Source organism: Acidobacteriota bacterium (assembly GCA_016195325.1).
Classification (GTDB): domain Bacteria; phylum Acidobacteriota; class Polarisedimenticolia; order JACPZX01; family JACPZX01; genus JACPZX01.
The window spans coordinates 23,817-46,029 of record JACPZX010000050.1; the positions used below are offsets into that span (position 1 = coordinate 23,817).

A 22,213-nucleotide genomic window follows, 5' to 3' on the forward strand; every position below is an offset into this window, starting at 1 on the left:
GGCGTGCTGGGTGAATGGACGCCCATCATAACGGAGTCGCTTCGAGGGCGTCAACGTCCGCTGTCCTGATGTTCAGCAACCGCGGTGCCCGCTCGACACGAGGCGTCGTCGCCGGCTCCCGGCGCGCGGGCCGCGCGAGCCGAGCGGCGAAGGCCTTGGATACCGGCACGTTATGCCGGCCGAAGAAGACTCGAGGTCGCGGGAGCGGGCGCTCGACTTCCTGCGGGCGGGGAGGGAGGTCTCGCAGTGCGGGAGACGACAGCGCGAAATCACGCTCCAATCGTCCTGAGCGACGGCTGGTCGGGCTTGACTCCCCTTCCCGCTGGCTTATATTGGGGCTCTGGTATGCATATGCATTAGTAACAACATGCATATGCGTACAGTCCGAACAGCTTGCTTCACGACCTCCCTACCATGCCCTCGGGGGACCGAAAGGTCCCCCACTTTTTTTTCTGAGGGGATCGCGAGCCGCTCTCACTTCACGGCGAGGAGCGACGCGACCTTTCGCTTGAGCTCGTCGCCCACGTTCATTCCCTTGTGGACGATGTCATCGGCCCCGAGGCGCTTGAGCTCTTCCCATGCGTCGCCGTAGAGCTCGGTCTCGTCGCGCGCCGTGAAGATGAGCACGGGGAAGTCCTTGTTGGGAAGCGCCTTGAGGAGGTCCCGTCCGTCCTGTCCGCGAGCGAGGCTGAGGTCGAGGATCATCAGCACGGGGGACTCCGACTCGAGGACCTTCATCGCCTCTTCCCTCGTGCCGACCGAGACCGTCCGGTACTCGGCTCCCAGCGCCTCACGCGTGATCTCGGTGAAGTACTTCTGGTCTTCCACCAGGAGGATCACCTTCCGTGCGCCCGCCGGAGGAGCGGGCTTCGCCTCCGGAGCGGGAGCGAAGGAGTGCCCGCACTTGGGGCAGGTGACCGCCGGGACCGACGAGGTCGCCGCGCCTCGCGCCTTCCTGGTCCGGGAGACGGTGGGAGGATCGACGGGGGGCGGGGCGGCGACGGGTTGAGGGGCCGGCGCCGCGGGCTTCTTCGAGTCCCGGGCGACGGTGCGCATCGTCACGGTATCAGGCCGGAAGATCTCCCACTTCGTGCCGCATTGGCGGCAGGTGAGGCGTCCTCCGCCCTGGGGCACCTTGGTTTCGTCCACGAAGTAGGTCGCGCGGCAGCCGGGACAATGAACGTTCAAGGATGCTCTCCCGTGGTCGCATCGGCGCGGTTAGAGCCATCGAGCGGGCCGGATCATGTCACCGGGGGGAGAATGAAGCAACCGCCGCCGGTTGAATGGGGGATGGTGGCCCGCCTATACTGAGCCTTCGGGTCCGGACGCCCGGGAGCGCGCGGTACGCGTTGGGTCCAAGGAGGAGCGCTTGAAGATCAAGGCCAAGCTCGAGGCCGAGGTGAAGGCCCTCGAGCGCGAGCTGCGGGTCGAGCTCCCTCAGGAAATCAAGCGCGCGCTGGCGATGGGTGATCTCAGGGAGAACGCGGAATACCACGCGGCGCTGGAGCGGCAGTCCTTCGTCAGGGCGAGGATCGGCCAGCTCAGGACGCGCCTCGGCGAGCTCTCCGAAATCCGGATCGAGGACATCTCCCACGACAAGGTCGGGCTCGGCTCGGTACTCAAGGTGCTGGACACCCGCGAGGAGAAAGAGCTGACGTACGAGATCGTGCTCTCCGACGAAGCCGATCCGGCGAATGGCAAGATCTCGATCACGTCGCCCCTCGGTCGCGGCTTCACGGGGCGGGAGCCCGGGGACGAGGTCAACATCCAGGTGCCATCGGGAATGCGCACGTACGAGATCCTCTCCCTCAAGACGATCCACGAGAGGGAGTGACAGGGCGGAACCGCAGCGCGGCGATCGTCCAGCCGATCTTCACCGCCGCGCCGATCGATCCCATCACGGTCCCGCTGATCTTCGACCGGCCAATCCTGAGGCGGTACGGGACGGGCACCTCGAGCACCCTCAGCCCCTGCTGGAGCGCCTTCACCTGCATCTCCACCGTCCACCCGTAGCCCGTGTCGCCCATGTCGAGCCGGCGGAGCGCGTCGACGGAGATCGCGCGGAACGGGCCCAGGTCGCGGAATCGGTGTCCGAACATCGCGAGGATCGTCCGGCAGACGATCTCGTTGCCGATCCGCTGGTGGAGTTTCACGGCGCCGCGCGCGGCGAGCGCCCTCTCCCGGCACCCGAGCACCAGATCGCGGTCCCCCGCGGCGATGGGTCCGACGAGAGCCGGGATCCGCATGGGATCGTCGCTTCGATCGGCGTCGACGAAGACCACGATTCGGGTCGAAGGCCAGCTGTCGCGGACGAAACCCAGGCCGCGGAGACAGGCGGCTCCGTACCCGCGGCGGGGCTCGACGGCCACGCTCGCACCCGCGGCGCGGGCGATCCGCGCGGTGCCGTCCCGGCTGCCGTTGTCGACGACGACCGTCGTCCCGAGCAGCCCCATCGCCGCGAGGTCGGCGAGCACCAGCGGGACGGCCTCGGCCTCGTCGAGGGCGGGAATGACGACCGCGATGCCGTCGGGTTGAAAGGCCGTGCCCATGCAGTCTCCGAGCGCGCGGACGGGGGCGGCCGCGCGGCCCCGTGCCCGGTGCGTGGCTCATCCGGCGCGTCGTAACTATATTACGGCTCGCTTCCACCCCGTTCGAGACGAGGCGCCAAGCGCCGGAGGCGAAGCCTGGAGATCATGCCGGAGATGACAGCGCCGCGCGTCGCGCGGCTGACGACGGGCGGGGTCGTGTCGGGACTGATCCGCTCGTTCCGCATCCGCCAGTGGGCGAAGAACGGCGTCATCTTCGCGGCGGTCCTCTTCTCCCACCGCATGGGAAACCCCGGGAGCCTGGAGCGGGCCTTCGCCGCGTTCGGGATCTTCTGCCTGCTCTCGAGCGCCGTGTACCTCCTGAACGACGTGTTCGACCTCCGGAACGATCGGGTCCACCCGACGAAGCGGTTCCGGCCCATCGCCGCGGGGGAGGTCCCGCCGCCGCTCGCCCTGGTCGTCGCCTGCGCGCTCGGGATTCTCGCCCTCGGTCTCGCGTACGCGATGGTCCCGGCGTTTGCGCTGGTCGGCGCGGTCTATCTCGGCTCCAACGTGCTCTACTCGGTGTGGCTCAAGAGAATCGTCATCGTCGACGTGATGGTGATCTCCATGGGATTCGTGCTGCGGGCCGTCGCGGGAGGCCTCGCCATCGGGGTGACCGTCTCGGCCTGGCTGATCCTCTGCACGATCCTCCTGTCCCTCTTCCTCGCCCTGTGCAAGAGGCGACAGGAGCTGGTCCTCCTCGAGGGGGCGACGGAGCACCGGGGGATCCTCAAGGAATACTCCGTCGCGTTCCTCGACCAGATGATCACGATCGTCACCTCGGCGACGCTCCTGGCGTACGCCTCGTACACGCTCTCGCCCGAGGTGCAGCAGCGCCTCGGCACCGACCGCCTCTACCTGACGGTCCCCTTTGTCATCTACGGGGTCTTCCGGTATCTTTACCTCGTCCACAAGCGGGACCTGGGGGGCAGCCCGACCGAGGCGCTCTTCGGAGACCGGCCGCTCCTGATCAACATCCTGCTCTGGAGCGTGGCCGCGGGCCTGATCCTCTACATGCACTGACCAGGTGGCATCCGGTGCCGACACAGCGCGCAAGGGTCGCCGTCCTCACGACCGACGTCCCCACGGTCCTCGAGGACTACTCCCGGCTCGCCCGCCTCGCCGAGTTGGACGCCGTCCTGTCGCGCGATCTTCCCACGCTCATCAAGCTGAACCTCTCCTGGACCAAGTACTTCCCGGCGTGCTCGTCCGAGCCGTGGCAGGTCGAGGGGGCGGTTCGCGCGCTGCTCGATCTCGGCTACAGGCGCGAGAACCTCACGCCGGTCGAGAACAGGACCGTCGTCACCGAGCCCTGGAAGGGGGCCCGCAACAACCGCTGGCTGCAGGTGCTGGACGGCCTTGGCCTGACCTTCCAGCCGCTCACCGAGGTCGAGTGGACGGTGCACCGGTTCAAGTCGAAGCTTCTGCGCCTGAACCAGATTTTTCCTGACGGCATCGAGATTCCGAAGATGTACGTCGGCCGGCAGATCCTTCATCTGCCCACCGTCAAGACGCACGGCCACAGCACGACGACCGGCTCGATCAAGAACGCGTTCGGCGGCCTGCTGAAAGAGGTCCGGCACTACGCGCACAAGCACATCCACGAGGTGCTCGCGGACCTCGTGATGATGCAGAAGGAGATTCACCCGGCGATCTTCACGCTGATGGACGGAACCATCGCGGGCGACGGAGCGGGGCCGCGGACGATGATCCCTCACGTGAAGGACACCCTCCTCGGGGCCGCCGATTCCGTCGCGATCGACTCGGTGGCCGCCCGGCTCATGGGCTTCGATCCGATGAAGATCGGCTACCTGAGGATCTGCCACGAGATGGGGCTCGGGGTCGCGGACCCGCGCTTCATCGACGTCGTCGGCGATTCCATCGAGGGGGTGAACTTCGGCTTCAAGGTCTCCCGCAGCTTCGTCATCTGGGGCGACCAGATGCTGAGGCGAGGACCGCTCCGGTTCCTCGAGAGGATCGCGCTCCATTCGCCGCTCGTCGTCTGGGCACCGATGGCGTCCAACATCTACCACGACTGGATGTGGTACCCGACCGTGGGGATGAGCCGGATTCGGGCCTACCGGAAGACGAAGTGGGGGAGGTTCTTCGACGATCGCTACGGCCCGGGCGCCGAAGGAATTCCGGTCGGGTCGCCCGTGACGCACGGGACACCGCAGCGTTGATCGACCGGTCCGCGACGAGCCGGCCGATCTTGACTCTCCGGGACCCCCTTCGTAGATTGGCCGCCGATGTCCAAGTCCACGGTGCTGATCGTCGACGACTCGCCTCTCATTCGTCAGGTCGTGGCTGACGCGTTCCTCCCCTCCGGTTACCGCGTGCTCATGGCCGCCGACGGCGCCGAGGCGCTCCGCAAGATCGCGCAGACCAGCCCCGACCTCATCGTCGCCGACATCCTGATGCCGGTCATGGACGGGTGGAAGCTCTGCGAGGAGGTCCGGCGCGCCCCCGAGACGTCGCAGATCCCCTTCATTTTCCTCACGACGGAGCAGGAGGCGAAGAAGAAGGTCCGAGGCCTCCGGATGGGCGCCGACGACTACCTCACCAAGCCTTTCTCCCGCGAGGAGCTGCTCGCGCGCGCGGAGATCATCCTCTCCCGCGCTCGGAAGCTGAAGGAGGCGGAGGGGGCGGGAGACATGCTCTCGGGTCACACCCGCCATCTGTCGATGGCGGATCTCCTCCAGATTCTCAGCCTCAACGGGCGGACCGGGGTCCTCAAGCTGCAGGGGGTCGAGGGGGAGGAGGGGCGGATCTACTTCCGCGAAGGGCGGATCGTCCACGCCGCCGTGGGGCGCGTGGCGGGGGAGAAGGCGCTCTTCCGCCTGATGATGTGGCCGGAGACGCGGTTCGTCCTGGAGGACCTTCCCCCGTCCGTCGCCGAGACGATCGCCGCGACGACTTCCTCGGTGCTCATGGAGGGGTTCACCCACTGGGACGAGCTCCGCAACCTGGCCGACCAGCTTCCGGCCCCGAAGACGCTCTTCCGCGTGCGCCCTCCTGTGAGCGGGTTCATCGAGCACATCGAGCTGAGCACCGCCGAGCGGGACGTCGTGGGCGCCGTGGAGGGGCACATGGCGCTCTCGGATCTCCTCGATGCTCTCCCGCACCGGGATCTTGAGACCTACCGCGCGCTCCTCGGACTGATCGACAAGGGGTTCATCGAGCCGACGGAGGACACCGTGACGGTCGACACGCAGCCGATGCCCCGGCCGGAAAAGAGTCCCTGAGCTCTCGCGCCGCGACCACCGCCGCGCTCGCCTGCGCCATCGTCGCCGTCTCATGGGGGTCGATCCTCGCCCGCCTCTGCGTCGCCGGGCCTCTCGGCATCGCCTTCTGGCGGCTGATCCTCTCGACGGCGCTCGTGGCGCCCCTCGCCATCCGGGAGTCCCGCCGCGCGCCGCGGCCCATCCCGCGCCGCGCGTGGCTCCCGATTCTCCTTGCGGGGAGCCTGCTGGCGCTCCACTTCGCGACGTGGATCGCCTCGCTCCGCTACACGAGCGTCGGCGCGTCCGTCCTGCTCGTCTCCACCCAGCCGATCTTCGGCATCGCCCTCTCCCGGGTCTTCCTCCGGGAGTCGGCCTCGCGAGCGACCGTCGCCGGCGTGCTCGTCTCGCTCGCCGGCACCGCGCTCATCGCGGGCGGTGATCTCGCCCTCGGCCCGGCGCACCTCCTCGGCGACCTCCTCGCGCTCGCGGGAGCGTTCTTCGCCGCAGCCTATTTTCTGATCGGGCGGACGGTCCGCGAGCGCGTGGCGTTCGGGACGTACCTGACCGGCGTCTACGGCGCGGGGGCCTGCTGTCTCCTCGCCGCGGCGCTCGCCGCGGGGGAGCTCGACCGCGCCGCGCTCGGCGCCGACTGGCCGTGGTACCTGCTGATGGCCGCGGGCCCAGGCGTCCTCGGCCACGGCCTCCTCAACTGGTCGGTGCGGCGCGTCCGCGCGTACGTCGTGAGCGCCGCCCTCCTCGGGGAGCCCGTCCTCGCGACGCTCTACGCCTGGGTGATCTTCGGCGAGCGTCCCGGCGCCGCGCTCGCGGGGGGCGGGGCGCTCGTGGTCCTCGGGCTGATCGCGGTGCTCCGGGCCATGCTCCGGGAGGAAGCCGACGAGCCCGAAAATCGGAATCCCGCGGAGGGGCGCCCTCCCCGGCTTTGACGAACCCCCGTCACCGCCTCATATTCGCGCCCGTCGCCTCCGGCAGGGTGGGCGGTGAGGTGACAGGAGGATCCGTGGATGTCTGATCCCGCGCCGAACCTGTCGGACAGCCCTGGCCCCCGCCCGTACAGCGCCCGCCGCGTTCTCGGGCGCCCCGCCGATCAGTTCCGAACGACCCTCGTCCCGACGCTCGGGGCGGCCGTGCTGCTCGTCCTCCTCATCTCCGCCGTCCATCAGATCAACCTCGTCCGCGTCCACGAGCTGTCGGAGACGAACCCCGCGTTCGCGGACGTTCTCGAGGCGCAGCAGATCGCGATGGAGACGACGCTCACGATCGGCGCGGTCTTCTACGTCTTCGGCCTCCTCGCCATCGGGCTCGTCCACTCCGGCCGGCTGATGGGCGCTCTCTTCGCGATCGAGCGCCGCCTCCGCCGCATCGGGGAGGGGGACCTCACGACGGCGCTGCGGCTCCGCAGGGGGGACTACTTCCAGGACATCACGGAGACCTTCAACACCGCGACGGGAGAGCTGCGCCGGCAGGCCGGGCAGGATCTCGCGGACGTCGACGACCTGCTCTCGGTCCTCGACCGCTCGCCGAACGCCGGTCCGCTGCGCGACGGCCTGAGGGCCACGCTGATGGAGATGCGGGATCGCAAGCGCCGTCTCCTCCGCATCGCGGACGACCACACCCGGAGCCACCTGAGGCTCGTCGAGCCGGGGGTTCGCTGAGAGCGAGCCCCGTCAGCGGCGAAGGCCGGGGCCCCGCATCAGCTCGGCGCGAATCCTCGGCGCGTCGGCGTCCCGCGGGTTGATCGCGATCGCCCGATCGAGCTGCGCCACCGCATCGGCCGTCCTCCCGATCCTCTCGAGCGCTTCCGCGTAGGCCATCCTCGCCTCGAAATCGTCGGGCCTCTCCGCCACCGCGCGCGCCAGCGCCTCCGCGGCCGCCGCGGGGCTGCCGCTCTCGCCGAGCAGCGCCCCCATCGTGCTGAAGGCGGCGAACCGGATGTCCTCGCGCGGCGATTCCGCCGCGAGCTTCAGGTGATCCAGCGCGTCGCGATTCGCGCCCTGCTTGAGGAGCGCCCGCGCGAGCCCCAGGTGCGCGCCGGCCAGGCCGCGCATCGCCGGCGCGTCGCCCGGATCCCCCGCGGGGATCGCCTCGATGCCGGCGACGCTCGCCCGATACTCCGCGATGGCCTCGTCGGTCCGCCCCGCCTCGAGGAGCATCTCCGCGAGGAGCGAGTGGTTTCGCGCGTCGTACAGGGCGGTGTTGCCCGGGGGAAGGAGGACGATCGCGACCAGGGCGGCGAGGGCGGCGGCGGAGCCGCCGAGAAGGCCGAAGCGCCTCCCGCGCGCCGCGGCGACGAGCGCGAAGACCGCGTGCGCCGCGAAAAGGCAGAGGATCGGGACGACCGGCATGCGATAGCGCGCCTGCGTGAAAAAAATAAGCGCCGACATGACGAAGGTCGCGAGCGTGACGACGAACGGGGTCAGCCCGCCGCGTCGCCGCCAGGCGAGCCCGACGCCCAGGAGCCCCAGCGGCGCGATCCACGCGAAGTGGGGAAGGGGGGCGGCGAGAACCGGCGAGAATCTCTGGAAGTTGTACAGGCTGAAATTGTCCGGGCGCTCGAAGTCGTTGAAGAAGACGAGCAGCTTGTCGCCGAGCAGCCACACGTACCGGAGCGGGTGCGCGGTGATGAACCGCACCCCTTCGTGATACCAGAAGTCCGACGCCTCGCGGCGGGTGAGCGGGCGCCCCGCGCGCCGTGTCGCCTCGCGCCGGAAGTCCTCGTGCTCGAACTGCGGATCGGGGCGGACGAACGGAGGCGGCGTGTAGCGCCCGCTCGCTATCTCGTTGTTGCCCGTGTAGAAGTTCTCGCCGCCGAGGGACGTGATCAGGACGAACTCCCGCGCGACGGCGGCGTTGCGCACGGTGAAGGGGGCGATCGGCAGAATCGTCCCCGCGACGAGAGCCGCTCCGGCGGCGACTCTCGCCCGCACGGAGACCCCGGGGCGCGGCCACACGGCCCAGGCGAAGAAGATCGGTGCGGCGACGAGGATGTTCTCGCGCATCAGCGCGGTCAGCCCGAGGAGGATGCCGCCCGCGAAGAGCCACCGAGGAGCCGGGGAGGCTCCCTGCCGCGCCGCGGCGTAGAAGGCGAGGGTCGCAAGCGTCGCGAACGAGACCTCGAGCGACGTCTTCATCACCTGGCCGTCGTAGAAGATCGCGGGGGCGTAGAGGGCGAAGAGGATCCCCGCGGCGATCCCCTCGGCGCGTCCGAGGGCGCGCCTCCCGGCGAGGACCAGGAGACCGCAGACGGCGGCGCCGAGGATCGCCTGGAGCACCCGCGGGAGGATCTGCCCGTCGCCGAACGCCCGGTAGAGCGCTCCGAGGTAGTAGGCGTACAGAGGCGACATCTCGAAGACGTCGCGCCCGATCCAGTCTCCGGCCGCGATCCGTTGTCCCCACTGGTGGTAATAGAGAGGATCGAGCCTCAGGTACCGGCCAAGGCCGGCGGCCTGGATCTGCCAGACGTAAGCGAGGCGCACCGCCAGCGCGAGGAGGAAGACCCCCGCCGCGGCCGCGGCGTCCGTCGCTCCGGGGGCGCCGTCCGCGTTCGCCGCGTCCCGGCCGCGCGCCGGGCCGCCATCGGCGTCGCCCGGACGGCGCGGATTCCTCGATCGTTTCGCCATGCGCGAGGTTAGATCCGTCGCCCGTCGATTGCGACTAGACTGACGCGGATGAAGACGCGCTCCACCCCTCCTCGGGACGGCCGGACTCTCGAGGCGGCCTTCCTTCTCCTGTCCCTCGGCGCGCTCGGCCCGCTCGTCACCGTCGCATTCCCCTGGGGGCACGACACCGTCGCCCACCTCTTCCGCGTCGCGGAGACGGCGCGCGCTCTCGGCGAGGGGGTCCTCTACCCGCGCTTCGTTCCCGACGCCTTCGGCGGGCTGGGCGGCCCGATTCTCGACTTCAACCCGGTCCTACCTTATTACCTGCCGGCGCTCCTGGTCCTCCTCGGCGCCGGTCCCATCGTCTCGCTCAAGATCGCGGCGGGGGGCACCGTCCTCGCGGCGGCGATCGCCGCCGCGATCTTCGCGCGCCCCCACGCGGGGAGATCCGGGGCGGCGATCACCGGCCTCGCGTACGTGTACCTCCCGTACCGGATCGCCGACGTCTACGTCCGGATGGCGTACTCGGAGCTCTTCGCCATGGCGGTCCTCCCGCTGGCGCTGGCCTCGACGCGCCGCGCGGTGCGGCACCCCTCGGCGCGCGCGATCGGGACCGCCGCGGCGGTGACGTCGCTCATCCCGGCGTCGCACTTTCCGTCCACCGTGATCGGCCTTCCCCTGGTCGCCGCCTACGCGCTCTTCAGCTCGCGGCGCGGCGCGCGCGCTCGCTCCGTCCTGGCGGCCGCGGCCTCGCTGGCGCTCGCGCTGGCGCTCGCGGCCTTCGTGTGGGTCCCCGCGCTCGCCGATCTTCCCGGGACTCACTACGAGGAGGGGGCGAAGGGCCCCGACTGGTACGGCGACCACTTCCTCGAGGCCCCCCAGCTCTTCTCGACGGCGTGGGGGTTCGGGGCGTCGGTCCCCGGAACGGCCGATCACATGTCGTTCCAGATGGGATGGGCGCATGTCGCGCTCCTGCTCGCCGCGATCGCCGCGGCGGCCCTCACGGGGCGGGGCCGAGCCGCCGTCGGGTTCGCGGCGCTCCTGGCGGTCGGGGGATCGACGCTGACGCTGTCGATCACGCGCCCGCTCTGGGATCGGCTGCACGTTCTCCAGAACGTCCAGTTCCCCTGGCGCTTCCTGATGGTCGTCGGGCTCGGCACCTCGCTCGCCGCGGGCATGGCGACCTTCACGATCGCCGCGTCGGCACGGGGCCGCCTCGTCGTGCAGATCGCCGTCGCCGCGCTTCTCGTCGCCGCGTGCGTGCCGTACCTGAAGGCGCGCCAGGGGAGCGGGAGCGACGCGGACTTCACGCGCGAGGCGATGCAGGCGAAGTACTTCGGCGATCCGAAGTTCCAGCCGAAGGAGGTCGAGCGGCTTCACTTTCTCCCCGAAGGGCCGCGCGCGGCGATCGTCGACGCCGCGGGGGACGCGATGCCGGGGAGCGCGGCGACGATCGTCGCCGAGAGGACGCACGGCATGACGGTGCAGGTCGACTCCCCGGCCGACGCGACGCTGAGGGTTCACCTCTTCGCCACTCCCGGCTGGCGGGCCGACTCGGACGGCGTGGCAGCGCGCCTCCGCGCCGAGCCGGGGACCGCGCTCGTCCTGGTCGACGTGCCGGCGGGCCGTCACCGGGTCGATCTCCGGTTCGCCGACACGCCCGCGCGCCGCGGCGCGTGGCTCCTCTCCGCCTTCGCCGCCGCGGCGACCGCGTTCGCGCTCCTTCGCCGCCGGCCCGAGCAATCGTGATCTCCGCCCTCGTTCTCGCCGCCGGCGCCTCGTCCCGGATGGGGACTCCGAAGCCCCTTCTCGAGTTCGACGGACGGACGTGCCTCGACCTCGTGGTGTCGGCGTGCCTCGAAGGGGGGGCCGGGGAGGCGATCGTTGTCGTCGGTTCCGGGGCCGCGGGAATCCGCACCGCCATCGAACGGCGCGCGGGAGTCCGCTTCGTCGTGAACGAGGATCCCGGGCGCGGCCAGACGTCGAGCCTCAAGGCGGGGCTGGCGGCGGTGCCGCCGGGGGCCGCGGGGTTCTTCGTGCTCCCCGCGGATCATCCGCTGCTTCGAGGGCGGGATATCGCTATCCTGCGCGAACGATTTCAGGTGAGAGCGCCCGAAAAGTCGATTATCATCCCGTCGTTCGAGGGTCGGCGAGGGCACCCGCTGCTCATGGCGATCGCGCACCGGGAGCCGCTTCTCGGGGTCGGGGACGACGCGCCGCTCCGCGACTACGTGCGCGCCCGCGAGCCCGAGATCGAGACGGTCGCCGCGGAGAGCGCGGCGGTCCTGTCCGGGATCAACACTCCGGAGGAGTACCTCGAGGCCGTCGCCGAGTACCGGCGCAGGGGGAGGCATTCACCACCGTGACGCTCACGACCATCAGGAAGAAGATCGACAGGACGCTGGTCACGCTCCGGGTGAACGGGATCGATCGGCGCGTCGCGGTCCGTCCGTACGACGTCCTCCTCGACGTGCTCCGGGAGACGCTCAACCTCACCGGCACGCGGCGCGGGTGCGACATGGGGACCTGCGGCGCCTGCACCGTCCTCCTCGACGGCAAGCCCACGCTCTCGTGCCTCACGCTCGCCCTCGAGGCCGAAGGACGATCGATCACGACGGTGGAGGCGGTGGCGGGCGGCGACGGGCTCCATCCGCTCCAGCAGGCGTGGGTCGACACCGGCGCGAGCCAGTGCGGCTTCTGCACCCCGGGGTTCATCATGACCGCGCTGGCCTTCGTCGAGGCGAACGACGCGCCGACGGAAGGCCAGATCCGCGACGCGATCAGCGGGAACATGTGCCGCTGCACCGGCTACGTCTCGATCCTCGACGCCGTCGCGCGCGGGGCCGCCGAGGTCGCGCGGCGTCGCGCGGGGGGCGCCTACCGCTCGCCCGTCGAGGCGGCCGGCGACGGGATCGAGGAGGCGTGACGTGGGAGTGATCGGGAAGCGCACCCCTCTCGTCGACGCCGTCAAGAAGGTCACGGGCGTCGGCGTCTACACGGACGACATCAAGCTCCCGGCGATGCTCACGGGGAAGATCCTGCGCTCGCCCCTGCCGTACGCGCGCATCGCGGCGATCGACACGCGCCGGGCCGAATCGCTCCCCGGCGTGCATGCCGTCATCCACGGCCTCGAGTCCACCTCGCGCTTCGGCGTCCTCCCGGTCAGCAAGGACGAGACGGCGATGGCGGTGGGCAAGGTCCGCTACGTCGGCGACGCGGTGGCGGCCGTCGCCGCCGAGGACGAGGAGACCGCGCTCGAGGCGATGCGGCTCATCGAGGTCCGGTACGAGCCCTTCGAGCCGATCCTCAACCTGGAGGACGGGCTCGCCGTCACCGCCGAGCCGATCCACGACAAGACGGTCGGCGGCACGAACGTCCACAAGGCGGTCGAGCAGAACTTCGGGGACGTGGACGCGGCGTTCGCCGGGTCGGCCCACGTCGTCTCCCACGCCTTCAAGTTCGCGCCCGTGACCCACGCCTTCACCGAGCCGCACTGCGTCGTCGCGCACTACGATCACGACGGCCGGCTCACGATCTGGTCGGCCACGCAGGTGCCGCACTACGTGCACCGCGCGCTTGCGGAGGTGCTCGAGATCGACATGCACTGCATCAGGGTGATCCGGCCGATGGTCGGCGGCGCCTTCGGCGGCAAGAGCGATCCCTTCCCTCACGAGATGATCGCCGCCCTCCTGTCGCGCCGGACGAAGCGCCCGGTGAAGATCCTCTTCGATCGCGAGGAGGTCTTCCTCACGAACCACGGCCGGCATCCGACGAAGACCAGCATGACGATCGGCGCGACGGCCGACGGCATGCTCACGGGCCTCGACCTCAAGGCGCTCATCGACGGCGGCGCGTGGGGCTCGTTCGGCGTCGTGACCACCTATTACAACGGCGTGCTCTGCATGGGCCCGTACCGGATTCCCAGCTTCCGCTACTCGGGGAAGCGCGTCTACACGAACAAGCCCCCGTCGGGCGCCATGAGGGGGCACGGCGCGGTGAACTCGCGCTTCGCGATGGAGGTGATCGTCGACGAGCTGGCGGAGAAGGCCGGCATCGACGCGATCGACTTCCGGCTCCGGAACCTGCTGCCGCCGAACACGACGACGGTGAACGAGTTCAGGATCACGTCGAACGGCACGCGCGAGGGGCTGCTCAAGGTCCGCGAGGCGTCGCGATGGGACGAGAAGTTCCGGAAGCTCCCTCCCGGGCGCGGCATCGGCGTCGCCTGCGGCTTCTACATCTCCGGCTCGGCGCTGCCGATCCACTTCACGAAGCTCCCGCAGTCGACCGCCCACCTGAAGCTCGACATGGACGGCGGCGTGACCGTGCACTGCATGGCCGCCGAGATCGGCCAGGGGTCCGACACGATGCTCGCGCAGTGCGTCGCCGAGCCCCTCGGCATCGGCCTCGAGCGCATCCGCGTGTTCTCTTCGGACAGCGACACCGACCCGATCGATCTCGGCTCGTACTCGAGCCGCGTCACCTTCATGGCGGGGAACGCCGCGCGGCGCGCCGCCGAGGAGATCCGCGCCCAGCTCATCGCCGCCGCCGCGCGCCTGACGGGCCACCCGGCGGAGGGGTTCGTCGCCCGCGACGGGCGGATCGAGTACGCGCCGAACCCGGCCGTCGGCGTCACCTTCATGGAGGCGCTCACCGAGGCCCTCGCGGGGAAGGGGGCTCTCATCGCGCGCGGCGCCTACGCAGCCGCCCCGCCGATAGGCGGCAAGTTCAAGGGGGCGGCCGCGGGGCTGTCGCCGACCTACTCCTTCCAGGCGTACGTCGCCGAGGTCGAGGTCGATCCCGAGACGGGGTTCGTGCGCGTCGATCACATCTGGGCGGCCCACGATTGCGGCAGGGCGCTCAACCCGACGGCCGTGGAAGGCCAGGTCATCGGCTCGATCCACATGGGCCTCGGCCAGGCGCTCAGAGCCAGGAGCTCCCGATGACCCCCGATCGCATCCTCGCCGGGATCCAGAAGAACCGGGGCGCGCGCAAGCCCGCTCCGGGCGCTCCGCCCGCCCCACGCATCAAGGCGCCTCAGGGCGGCCGGCCGGTTCCGGTGGGTCGATGATCCTTCCCCCGTTCCAACTCCACCGGCCGCGCAGCGTCGAGGAAGCGCTGATGATCGCGGGGGATTGCGCCGGCGATTTCGACTTCCTCGGCGGCGGCACCGATCTCCTGCCGAACTACAAGAACCGGCTGAACGCCCGGGGCCACGTCATCTCCCTCTCCCGTGTCGCCGATCTCTCGACCCCGTTCCGGAGGCTTCCCGGCGGAGGGTTCGCCCTCGGCGCGATGGCGCGCCTGAGGGACATCGAGGCCGACGAGGGGGTGCGGCGCAATCTCCCCGGCATCCTCGAGGCGATCTCGCAGATCGCGACGCCCCTGGTCCGGCAATCGGCGACGCTCGGCGGCAACCTCCTCCTCGAGACGCGCTGCTACTACTTCAACCAGGGTTACGACTGGCGCGCTTCGAAGGGGTTCTGCATGAAGGCCGAGGGGGACGTCTGCCTCGTCGTGCCGCAGAAGGAGATCTGCTACGCGATCTACGCCGGCGACGCGGCGCCGCTCCTGATGGCCCTCGGCGCCACGTACACGCTGGTCGGCTTCGACGGCCCTCGCGAGATGGCCGCCGCGGACTTCTACCACCCGGACGGCATCCGCAAGAGCGACCTCCGGAAAGGGGAGATCCTCACGGAGGTGAAGATCCCGGCCGAGGCCGCGGTCTCGGCTTCGGGCTACGCGAAGCTGAGGCTCCGCGACTCGTTCGACTTCCCGGACATGGGGGTGGGGGCGTCGCTGCGCCTCGAGGGGGCGCGCATCGAGGATCTGCGCGTCGCGGTCACGGCCGTGTCGATGACGCCGCTCCTCTTCCCGGAGGTCACCGAGCCGTTCCGCGGGCTCGCGCTGACCGGTGAGCTGATCGAAGCGGTCGCCGACGGGATCCAGAAGCGCTGCCAGCCCGTCCGCAACGTGATGTTCCCGCCGCAGTACCGGAAGAGCATGGTCGGCGTCTACACGCGCCGCCTGCTCCGGAGGCTCGGCGGGGTCGAGTGAACAGATGACGGTTGACGATTTTGACGCCCGGGTCCGGGCGGCTGCGTTTGATTTCGTGCGACGTCAGTGCGAGATCGGCGGCGGGAGCGTCGAGCGATCCATTCTGATGCAAGGATTCTCGTTCGACGGGAGACGCGTCCCACTCCTGGGCCCGGCCGGCATTTTCAAGCCCGCAATTCTCCCCGAGTTGCCTCTCTCGATCACCACGGTCCCCGTCGTTCCCGGCCGCGAGCGCCCCTACGACGACGCATTCGAGTCGGACGACTTCATAAGATATCGGTACCGAGGAACGGATCCGAACCATCCGGATAACCGGGGCCTCCGGCTCGCGATGAGCCGCCGAGTTCCGCTCCTATACTTCTACGGCCTTGCCCCTGGAGAGTATCTTCCGATATGGCCCGTCAAACTCGTGCGCGATGACCCGACGGCGCTAGCATTCTGGCTGGTTGTCGATTCGGATGAAGCCAGCGCCTCCGAGGCCGAGCCTGCGCCGGACTCTCCCGTACTGCGATCGTATTTCACCCGTGTAGCGCTGCAGCGGGCCCACCAGAAGGTCTTCCAGCGCCGAGTGCTGTTCGCCTACAAAGAACAATGTGCGGTATGCAGATTGCGCCATCACCGCCGTCTGCTCGACGCCGCCCACATCCTCGAAGACAAGCACCCGAGAGGGGACCCCATCGTCTCCAACGGGCTTGCGCTCTGCAAGCTGCACCACGCTGCTTTCGACGGAGATATCTTGGGCGTCCGTCCCGATCTGCGGATTGAGATTCGCGAAGATGTCCTTGCGGAAGAGGATGGGCCGATGCTCGTGCACGGCCTGCAGCAGTTTCAGGGGAAAGAAATCCTGGAACCCCGATCACCCGGTTCGCGACCGAGCCGGGACCGGCTGGAGGAGAGATTCGCACGATTTCGGAAGGCGGTGTGACTCTCGCCCGCACTCATCCGAGCATTTGATCCGCGTGCGTTTTCAGCTCGGGTCTGACGTGGGGGTGCCCGAGCGTGTCGAGATACACACGGATTCCTTCCCGTCGGGCGAACCGCATCGCCGGCACGAGATCCGAATCGCCCGTCACGACGACGACGCTCGAGACGAACCGTTTCAACGCGAGCGAGGCCATGTCGAGCCCGATTCTCATGTCGACCCCTTTCTGCAGGATTTTCGGAACGAGATCGTGCGCCCCTACCGTTGTCTTGAGGCCGGAGGTCAACCGATGGGCGGCCGCTCGGCCAATCTCCCACCCTTGGTGAACGAGTGTCCCGCGGCGCACGGCGAAGTCGGGTTCGTCGTCGAGGCGCTCGATGAGACGCATGTTCCGGGCGTAGGCGAGCGTGGCTGAGAAATCGATCGGGCGGCCGTCGAGAGGGTTCCGAGCCGAGCCGGAGAGGGGTTCGGCGGTGTAGTAGAACACCCGGTAGAGGGAGGAGCGCTCGACGGCCGGGTGCACGAGGATTCGCGACACTTCGGCGACGACATCCGCGGCTTCAGGAAATCGTTTGAGCCGCGAGCCGAGTGTGATTCGGACGGATTCGCCGTCCAGCAGCACGGCGACTCGTTCCCCAATAACAAAATGCCCCTGTGCCACGTGTAGGTCTCCCTACTTTGATCATGGACGTGGCACAGGGGCGCGTCTCAGTGGCGTTATTCTGGAACGGCATTCATGAAAGGTCAAGGCACCTTCACCGATTCGCCACGGGGATCACGAACTTCTCCGCCGTGTGCGTGGGTGAGAAGCTCGCGACCTTCACGTCGACGAGGCCTGCGGCCTTCCCTCCCGCCATGACGTCCGACTCGGTGATCTCCGGCACCCCCTTCGGGCGGATCACCCACAGCGCCCCGGCCGGCCGGAGCGAGGCCTTGAGCGTCTCGAGCCTCTGGAGATCCGCGGTGCGGGAGGCGGCGAAGAGGATGAGGTCGCTCTCCTTCGCGGCGCGCCCCGTCGTGACGCGCGCCCCCTTCGCCTGAAGCTCCGTCACGAAGGCCGCATCGAAGGCGCCGACGAGCGAGACGCGCAGCCCCTCCTTCACGCCGAGCTTGTCGAGGAGGCTCCGCGGGTTCCGGATCTTCTCCTCCCACTTCGCGGTGAGAGGGCCGAGCAGGAGCGAGATCGTCTCGCCGCCATGCGTCAGGTGAAGGGCGCCCCCTTCCGCGCGAAGCCTCTGGATCTCGCGAAACGGAATGTCGAGGCGGATCTCCGGGCTCCGGAAGATCAGCCGCTCCGACTCGAGCATCGCCTTCCCCGACCCGGAGCGGCGTCCGACCCGTGCGGTGCACTTCGTCTCCCGTCCCATGGCCCGGGATTCTAACCTCCGGCGCTTGTCGGCGCGAACCGCAGCCGTCAGAATGACGCGCGCCCGGACATTGGAGGCTCATGCCGAGGGAAGCCGAAAAATCGAAGCCGCTCCTGATCTGGGACGCCGACTGCAGCTTCTGCAGGAAGTGGATCGGGCGCTGGCAGCTCGCGACCGGCGATCGCGTCGAGTACGCGACGTCGACCGCCGTGGGCGATCGCTTTCCCGAAATCCCGAAGGAGGAGTTCGCGCGCTCGGTCCAGCTCGTCGAGACCGACGGGAAGATCTATCGCGGGGCCGAGGCGGTGCTCCGAGCGCTCGCGCGCGCCCCGGGGCGCCGATGGGCGCTCGGGGCGTACGAGCACGTCCCCGGCGTCGCGCCGATCAGCGAGGCGGCCTACGCCCTCGTCGCGAGAAACCGCCCCCTCTTCTCGAGGATCACGCAGCTCCTGTGGGGGCCCGACGTCTCGCCGCCGGCGTACGAGACGGCGCGATGGCTTTTCGTCCGGATGCTGGCGGCCGTGTATCTCATCGCCTTTGCATCGCTCGCGGTGCAGATCGAAGGGCTCGCCGGAAGCCGCGGGGTGCTCCCCGCCGCCGCCTTCCTCGACGCCGTGCGGGCGAGCCTCGGCGGAACGTCGCCGGCCCAGCTCCCGACCATCTTCTGGTGGATCCCCCCGGGCGACGCGGCGCTGGCGGGCGCTTGCTGGCTGGGCGCCGTGCTCTCCGCGGTGGTGATGCTCACCGGCCTCGCGCCGCGCCCGATCTTCGTCGCTCTCTGGGCGCTCTACCTCTCGCTCTGCTCCGTCGTTCGCGTCTTCCTCAACTTCCAGTGGGACATCCTCTTGCTGGAGACGGGGCTCCTCGCCGTCTTCCTACCCGCCGCACGAGTTCGCACGCGAAGCGTCTTCCTCCTCCACTGGCTTCTCTTCCGGCTGATGTTCACGTCGGGGATCGTCAAGCTCGGCGCGCCGACCCCCGAGTGGCGCGACCTCACGGCGCTGGACTTCCACTACGAGACGCAGCCGCTTCCGACGTGGACCGCCTGGTACATGCAGCGGCTGCCCCACGCCGCGCAGGCGGCCTCCGAAGTCGTGATGTTCGCGATCGAGCTGGTCGCGCCGTGGCTCATCTTCGCCCCCCGGCGCGTGCGGCACGCCGGCGCGGCGGCGCTGCTCTTCCTCCAGGTCGCGATCATGGCGACGGGGAACTTCGCCTTCTTCAATCTTCTGACGCTGGCGCTGTGCGTTCTTCTCCTCGACGACACCGCGTGGCCGATGCGCTTCAGGCGCGTGCGTCCCGGGGACCGGGCGGGCGGGGAGGCCGGATGGAGTCGAGCCGCGCGCCGGGTCCTGGTCCCCTTCGCGGCCGTGATCTTCGCCGTCGGGACGATGCAGATGACCGATCGGATGCGCCTCCCGATCCCGTATCCCGGTCCCCTGCGATCGATCGAGGAGGCGATCGCCCCCTTCCGGAGCGTGAGCAGCTACGGCCTCTTCGCCTCGATGACGACGTACCGGCACGAGATCGTGCTGCAGGGGTCGCGCGACGGCGCGACGTGGCTCGACTACGAGTTCCGCTTCAAGCCGGGGGACGTCTCGCGCCCCCCGCGCTTCGTCGCGCCGCACCAGCCGCGCCTCGACTGGCAGATGTGGTTCGCCGCGCTGGGGTCGTATCAGAGGAACCCGTGGGTCGTCGAGCTCATGAAGCGCCTGCTCGAAGGGAGCCCGCCGGTCGTCGGGCTCCTCGAGCGCAATCCCTTCCCGGACGGACCGCCGTCGCAGATCCGCGCGATCGTGTACGACTACCACATGACGAGCGGGGAGGAGAGACGGGCCGGGGGAGCGTGGTGGCGCCGGGAGTACCTGGGGCCCTATGCGCCGACGCTCACCGCGCCGTCGCGCTGACGGAGGGAGCCGTGCGGGTCAGATCCTGAAGACGAGGCCCGCGAACGGGCCGCGGAACCTGTAGTTGCTCTTCTCGCCGGTGCCGGTGTCGTGAGACTTCAGATCGTAGACCCGGTAGCCGATCTGGAATCCCAGGAGCTTGACCACGGGGATGAAGTACCAGTCGAACGACGCCGAGAGATCCGTGAGCCTCGTGTCGACGCCGGAGATCTTCATCGACGAGTAGACCCCCTCGGCGTAGAAGCGCACGGGGACGATCGGCGGGCGGATGCCGATCGACAGGCCGACGGCCGGCGCGGGGGATCCGATGTGGGCCGCCGTGGATTTCGCGGCCTTCGTCTTGACGTCGTAGCCGTCGCCGCCCACGAGGGCGGTGACGTCGAGAACTCCCGCGCTCAGGAACGAGTAGCCGTAGAAGAGGCGCTGCCTCCGGAGCTCGATGGAGCTGCCCAGCTTGTCGCCGTTCACCTTGCCGTCGCTGTACCCGCCGACGATCCGGTGATGCCCGAGCCGCGCGAGAAAATCGATCCCCGGATAGCTGTCGACACCGTCGGCGGCGAGATCGTCCGCGACGTTGAAGCCGCCGCCCGGCTTCCCCGTCGCCCCGTCCCCCTCGGCCTTCGCGATCCACGCGCCGGGGGCGAAGTACAGGTGCGCCTCGCCCGCCCCCGCGATCGCCGCCGCGCCGAGGAGAAGCCCGGCCGCGGTCGCGACGCGCACGAAGACCCTCCCTATCATGCCGCCTCCCCTCAGAGCTTCACCACGATGCCGAAGAAGGTCCCCTTCTCCTTGATGTCGAGCTTCGCCCGCCCGCTGTCCTCGGACCTGAGCGAGCTGTACCGGTACCCCACGGTGATGCCGACCGAGCGCGCGAAGAGGATGTAGTCGAGGGCGGCGTACCCCTCCTGCACGCGCGAGCGGACGCCGCCCCGATCGAGGGCGGTGCTCAGGACCTCGCCGTGGATCCGGAGCGCCTGGGCCGGGATGAAGCTCAAACTGGCGCCGATGATCGGAACGGTCGACTTCAACGAGACGTCCGGGCTGCCTGTCCCGCTCTGCTTCACGGACGTTTCGAGGTCGTACCGGTAGAGGCCGACCCTCACCCCCGCGGTGAGCGTCCTGCCCGCCAGGAACGGAGAGCCGTACAGGAGCTTCTTGTGATCGACCTTCATGTCGGACCGGATGCGCGAGCCCGGGAGAAAGGTGTGGTTCTTGAACGTGAAGATCGACGAGACGTTTGTGGAGCCCGAGAAGTCCCCGTGGGCGAGCCCGAACTCCACCAGGTACTTCTCCCGGAGCCGGATGAACGACTCGAGCGCGCGGCTCGTGTCGCTCGTATCGACGCCGAGCGTGTCGGCGACGCCGAAGCGCTCGTCCGACGATCCGCGCCCCGTCTGGCCGTTCCCCGAGAGGGCCACGTGCCAGAAGTCGGGGGCGATGTACACGTACGGCTCCTGGCTCTGCGCCCGAGCCTCCGTGGCGGCGAGCGCCGCGAGGGCCGCAAGGGCGGCGGCGAGGACGAGGCGCTTCAAGAGGATCAGGTGGCCGGCGCGGCCGGGGCGGCGCCCTCCTTCGGCTTCACCTTCCCCTTGTTGGCCAGCTCGACCAGATCCCGCAGGTGATGCTTCGTCCTCCGCATCAGGGTGCGGGCGCGCTTGAGAGCCTTCGCGTCGTGGGCGGAGAGGGCGGCGTCCCGCTTCGCCTTCAGCGCGCGGACGCGCTCCTTGAGCGCCTTCCGGCCGATTCCCTTCGGGGGCGCGTGCTTCTTCTCGATCCCCAGCTTCTTGCAGAGGATCTCGACGAGCTGCTCCTTCTTCATGCCGATCGCGCCCGTGATGTCCTCGTACGTGCGGGCCATCTCGCGCAGTTCGACGACGGTCTTCTTCTCGAGTTCCTTGAGCTCCATGCATCTCCTCGTGGCCGCGCGAGGCCGCTCCCGGGTTCCGGTCGCGCCTTCGCGGACGCTACGTGATAGCAAGCCCGGGCCCCGCCGTCAACCATCGCGCTCCGAGGGTTCCGCGCGGCTTGAGGTGTTCACCCGGTCACACTAAGATGCCCACACCTTCAGGGAGAATTCTCCGTGCTCATCGTGATGGAACAGGGGGTGTCCGAAAGGGACATCGAGCGCGTCACCGCGCGGATCGAGGCGCTCGGCTTCCGGGCGCACCCGATCCCCGGGGCGCTCCGCACGGCCATCGGCATCACGGGGAACAAGGGGCCGTTGAACCCGGCGGAGTTCGAGATCCTGCCGGGGGTCCAGTCGGCCATCGCGGTGACGCAGCCCTACAAGCTCGTCAGCCGCGAGGTGAAGCACGACGACACGCAGATCGTCGTGGCCGGCCGGAAGCTCGGCGCGGGGCACTTCGCGGTCATTGCGGGCCCCTGCGCGGTCGAGTCGCTCGAGCAGACGCTGGTCGTGGCCCACGCCGTGAAGGCGGCGGGGGCGCATTTCCTTCGCGGCGGCGCCTACAAGCCGAGGACCTCCCCGTACGCCTTCCAGGGACTGGAGGTCGAGGGGCTGAAGATCCTCG

22 protein-coding genes are annotated in these 22,213 nt (G+C 69.4%); 14 read left to right on the plus strand and 8 right to left on the minus strand.

Annotated elements, in window-relative coordinates; all coding sequences use genetic code 11:
- Window positions 1-474: 474 nt before the first annotated feature.
- Window positions 475-1,188, minus strand: coding sequence for a zinc-ribbon domain-containing protein (locus tag HY049_09975; GenBank protein ID MBI3449228.1), 714 nt, complete (start codon window positions 1,186-1,188; stop codon window positions 475-477).
- Between the two features lie 181 nt (window positions 1,189-1,369).
- Between HY049_09975 and HY049_09980 the strand changes: the two genes are divergently transcribed.
- Window positions 1,370-1,834, plus strand: coding sequence for a transcription elongation factor GreA (locus HY049_09980; protein MBI3449229.1), 465 nt, complete (start codon window positions 1,370-1,372; stop codon window positions 1,832-1,834).
- Here the strand turns inward: HY049_09980 and HY049_09985 are convergent.
- Entirely contained in the window at window positions 1,809-2,549 is a 741-nt protein-coding gene (locus HY049_09985; protein MBI3449230.1) for a glycosyltransferase family 2 protein, read from the minus strand. The two genes, HY049_09980 and HY049_09985, sit on opposite strands and share 26 nt — an antisense overlap.
- 153 nt (window positions 2,550-2,702) lie before the next feature.
- Between HY049_09985 and HY049_09990 the strand changes: the two genes are divergently transcribed.
- From HY049_09990 to HY049_10010, 5 genes are all read left to right on the plus strand, one after another.
- The gene (locus HY049_09990) at window positions 2,703-3,611 is read left to right on the plus strand and encodes a decaprenyl-phosphate phosphoribosyltransferase (protein MBI3449231.1); all 909 of its coding nucleotides are present in this window, start codon (window positions 2,703-2,705) and stop codon (window positions 3,609-3,611) included.
- A complete protein-coding gene (locus HY049_09995; protein ID MBI3449232.1) occupies window positions 3,608-4,771 on the plus strand; it encodes a DUF362 domain-containing protein in 1,164 nt (387 codons plus the stop codon). Before HY049_09990 ends, HY049_09995 begins: the two co-directional genes overlap by 4 nt.
- Window positions 4,772-4,837: 66 nt before the next feature.
- Window positions 4,838-5,833, plus strand: coding sequence for a response regulator (locus HY049_10000; protein MBI3449233.1), 996 nt, complete (start codon window positions 4,838-4,840; stop codon window positions 5,831-5,833).
- Between the two features lie 134 nt (window positions 5,834-5,967).
- Entirely contained in the window at window positions 5,968-6,756 is a 789-nt protein-coding gene (locus HY049_10005; GenBank protein ID MBI3449234.1) for a DMT family transporter, read from the plus strand.
- A gap of 78 nt (window positions 6,757-6,834) precedes the next feature.
- A complete protein-coding gene (locus HY049_10010) occupies window positions 6,835-7,485 on the plus strand; it encodes a methyl-accepting chemotaxis protein (protein ID MBI3449235.1) in 651 nt (216 codons plus the stop codon).
- 12 nt (window positions 7,486-7,497) lie between these two features.
- On the opposite strand, the gene HY049_10015 is transcribed toward HY049_10010, so the two are convergent.
- Entirely contained in the window at window positions 7,498-9,450 is a 1,953-nt protein-coding gene (locus HY049_10015) for a tetratricopeptide repeat protein (protein ID MBI3449236.1), read from the minus strand.
- A 48-nt stretch (window positions 9,451-9,498) separates the two neighbouring features.
- Here HY049_10015 and HY049_10020 point away from each other — a divergent pair, with 48 nt between their 5' ends.
- From HY049_10020 to HY049_10045, 6 genes are all read left to right on the plus strand, one after another.
- Window positions 9,499-11,178: a hypothetical protein gene (locus HY049_10020; GenBank protein ID MBI3449237.1), complete on the plus strand. Its 1,680-nt coding sequence runs from the start codon at window positions 9,499-9,501 to the stop codon at window positions 11,176-11,178.
- Window positions 11,175-11,795, plus strand: coding sequence for a nucleotidyltransferase family protein (locus tag HY049_10025; protein MBI3449238.1), 621 nt, complete (start codon window positions 11,175-11,177; stop codon window positions 11,793-11,795). Before HY049_10020 ends, HY049_10025 begins: the two co-directional genes overlap by 4 nt.
- A gap of 23 nt (window positions 11,796-11,818) precedes the next feature.
- The gene (locus HY049_10030) at window positions 11,819-12,355 is read left to right on the plus strand and encodes a (2Fe-2S)-binding protein (GenBank protein MBI3449239.1); all 537 of its coding nucleotides are present in this window, start codon (window positions 11,819-11,821) and stop codon (window positions 12,353-12,355) included.
- A 1-nt stretch (window position 12,356) separates the two neighbouring features.
- Complete coding sequence (locus tag HY049_10035; protein ID MBI3449240.1) at window positions 12,357-14,375, plus strand: molybdopterin-dependent oxidoreductase; 2,019 nt, start codon at window positions 12,357-12,359, stop codon at window positions 14,373-14,375.
- Window positions 14,376-14,496: 121 nt separating this feature from the next.
- Entirely contained in the window at window positions 14,497-15,486 is a 990-nt protein-coding gene (locus HY049_10040) for an FAD binding domain-containing protein (GenBank protein MBI3449241.1), read from the plus strand.
- A 4-nt stretch (window positions 15,487-15,490) separates the two neighbouring features.
- Window positions 15,491-16,411, plus strand: coding sequence for an HNH endonuclease (locus HY049_10045; GenBank protein MBI3449242.1), 921 nt, complete (start codon window positions 15,491-15,493; stop codon window positions 16,409-16,411).
- Between the two features lie 13 nt (window positions 16,412-16,424).
- Here the strand turns inward: HY049_10045 and HY049_10050 are convergent, their stop codons facing one another.
- Window positions 16,425-17,069, minus strand: coding sequence for an NYN domain-containing protein (locus HY049_10050; protein MBI3449243.1), 645 nt, complete (start codon window positions 17,067-17,069; stop codon window positions 16,425-16,427).
- A gap of 94 nt (window positions 17,070-17,163) precedes the next feature.
- A complete protein-coding gene (locus tag HY049_10055; protein ID MBI3449244.1) occupies window positions 17,164-17,775 on the minus strand; it encodes a hypothetical protein in 612 nt (203 codons plus the stop codon).
- A gap of 80 nt (window positions 17,776-17,855) precedes the next feature.
- On the opposite strand from HY049_10055, the gene HY049_10060 reads away from it, so the two are divergent.
- Window positions 17,856-19,682 (plus strand): lipase maturation factor family protein, encoded by a 1,827-nt coding sequence (locus tag HY049_10060; protein ID MBI3449245.1) that lies wholly within the window; start codon window positions 17,856-17,858, stop codon window positions 19,680-19,682.
- 18 nt (window positions 19,683-19,700) lie between these two features.
- Here the strand turns inward: HY049_10060 and HY049_10065 are convergent, their stop codons facing one another.
- The 3 genes from HY049_10065 to HY049_10075 are packed head-to-tail and all read right to left on the minus strand — an operon-like array spanning window position 19,701 to window position 21,588.
- Window positions 19,701-20,420, minus strand: a complete 720-nt coding sequence (locus HY049_10065; protein ID MBI3449246.1) for a hypothetical protein — start codon at window positions 20,418-20,420, stop codon at window positions 19,701-19,703.
- 11 nt (window positions 20,421-20,431) lie between these two features.
- Window positions 20,432-21,214 (minus strand): hypothetical protein, encoded by a 783-nt coding sequence (locus HY049_10070; GenBank protein MBI3449247.1) that lies wholly within the window; start codon window positions 21,212-21,214, stop codon window positions 20,432-20,434.
- A gap of 5 nt (window positions 21,215-21,219) precedes the next feature.
- Window positions 21,220-21,588: a Rho termination factor N-terminal domain-containing protein gene (locus tag HY049_10075; GenBank protein MBI3449248.1), complete on the minus strand. Its 369-nt coding sequence runs from the start codon at window positions 21,586-21,588 to the stop codon at window positions 21,220-21,222.
- A 174-nt stretch (window positions 21,589-21,762) separates the two neighbouring features.
- Here HY049_10075 and HY049_10080 point away from each other — a divergent pair.
- A partial coding sequence (locus HY049_10080; GenBank protein ID MBI3449249.1) for a 3-deoxy-7-phosphoheptulonate synthase occupies window positions 21,763-22,213 on the plus strand: 451 nt, incomplete at its 3' end.

Excerpts from the sequence above, each read along its gene's own strand:
- HY049_09985 (MBI3449230.1), bottom strand. The coding sequence starts at position 2,549 with ATGGGCACGGCCTTTCAACCCGACGGCATCGCGGTCGTCATTCCCGCC.
- HY049_09990 (MBI3449231.1), top strand. The coding sequence starts at position 2,703 with ATGACAGCGCCGCGCGTCGCGCGGCTGACGACGGGCGGGGTCGTGTCG.
- HY049_10000 (MBI3449233.1), top strand. The coding sequence starts at position 4,838 with ATGTCCAAGTCCACGGTGCTGATCGTCGACGACTCGCCTCTCATTCGT.
- HY049_10010 (MBI3449235.1), top strand. The coding sequence starts at position 6,835 with ATGTCTGATCCCGCGCCGAACCTGTCGGACAGCCCTGGCCCCCGCCCG.
- HY049_10015 (MBI3449236.1), bottom strand. The coding sequence starts at position 9,450 with ATGGCGAAACGATCGAGGAATCCGCGCCGTCCGGGCGACGCCGATGGC.
- HY049_10020 (MBI3449237.1), top strand. The coding sequence starts at position 9,499 with ATGAAGACGCGCTCCACCCCTCCTCGGGACGGCCGGACTCTCGAGGCG.
- HY049_10040 (MBI3449241.1), top strand. The coding sequence starts at position 14,497 with ATGATCCTTCCCCCGTTCCAACTCCACCGGCCGCGCAGCGTCGAGGAA.
- HY049_10045 (MBI3449242.1), top strand. The coding sequence starts at position 15,491 with ATGACGGTTGACGATTTTGACGCCCGGGTCCGGGCGGCTGCGTTTGAT.
- HY049_10055 (MBI3449244.1), bottom strand. The coding sequence starts at position 17,775 with ATGGGACGGGAGACGAAGTGCACCGCACGGGTCGGACGCCGCTCCGGG.
- HY049_10060 (MBI3449245.1), top strand. The coding sequence starts at position 17,856 with ATGCCGAGGGAAGCCGAAAAATCGAAGCCGCTCCTGATCTGGGACGCC.
- HY049_10065 (MBI3449246.1), bottom strand. The coding sequence starts at position 20,420 with ATGATAGGGAGGGTCTTCGTGCGCGTCGCGACCGCGGCCGGGCTTCTC.
- HY049_10075 (MBI3449248.1), bottom strand. The coding sequence starts at position 21,588 with ATGGAGCTCAAGGAACTCGAGAAGAAGACCGTCGTCGAACTGCGCGAG.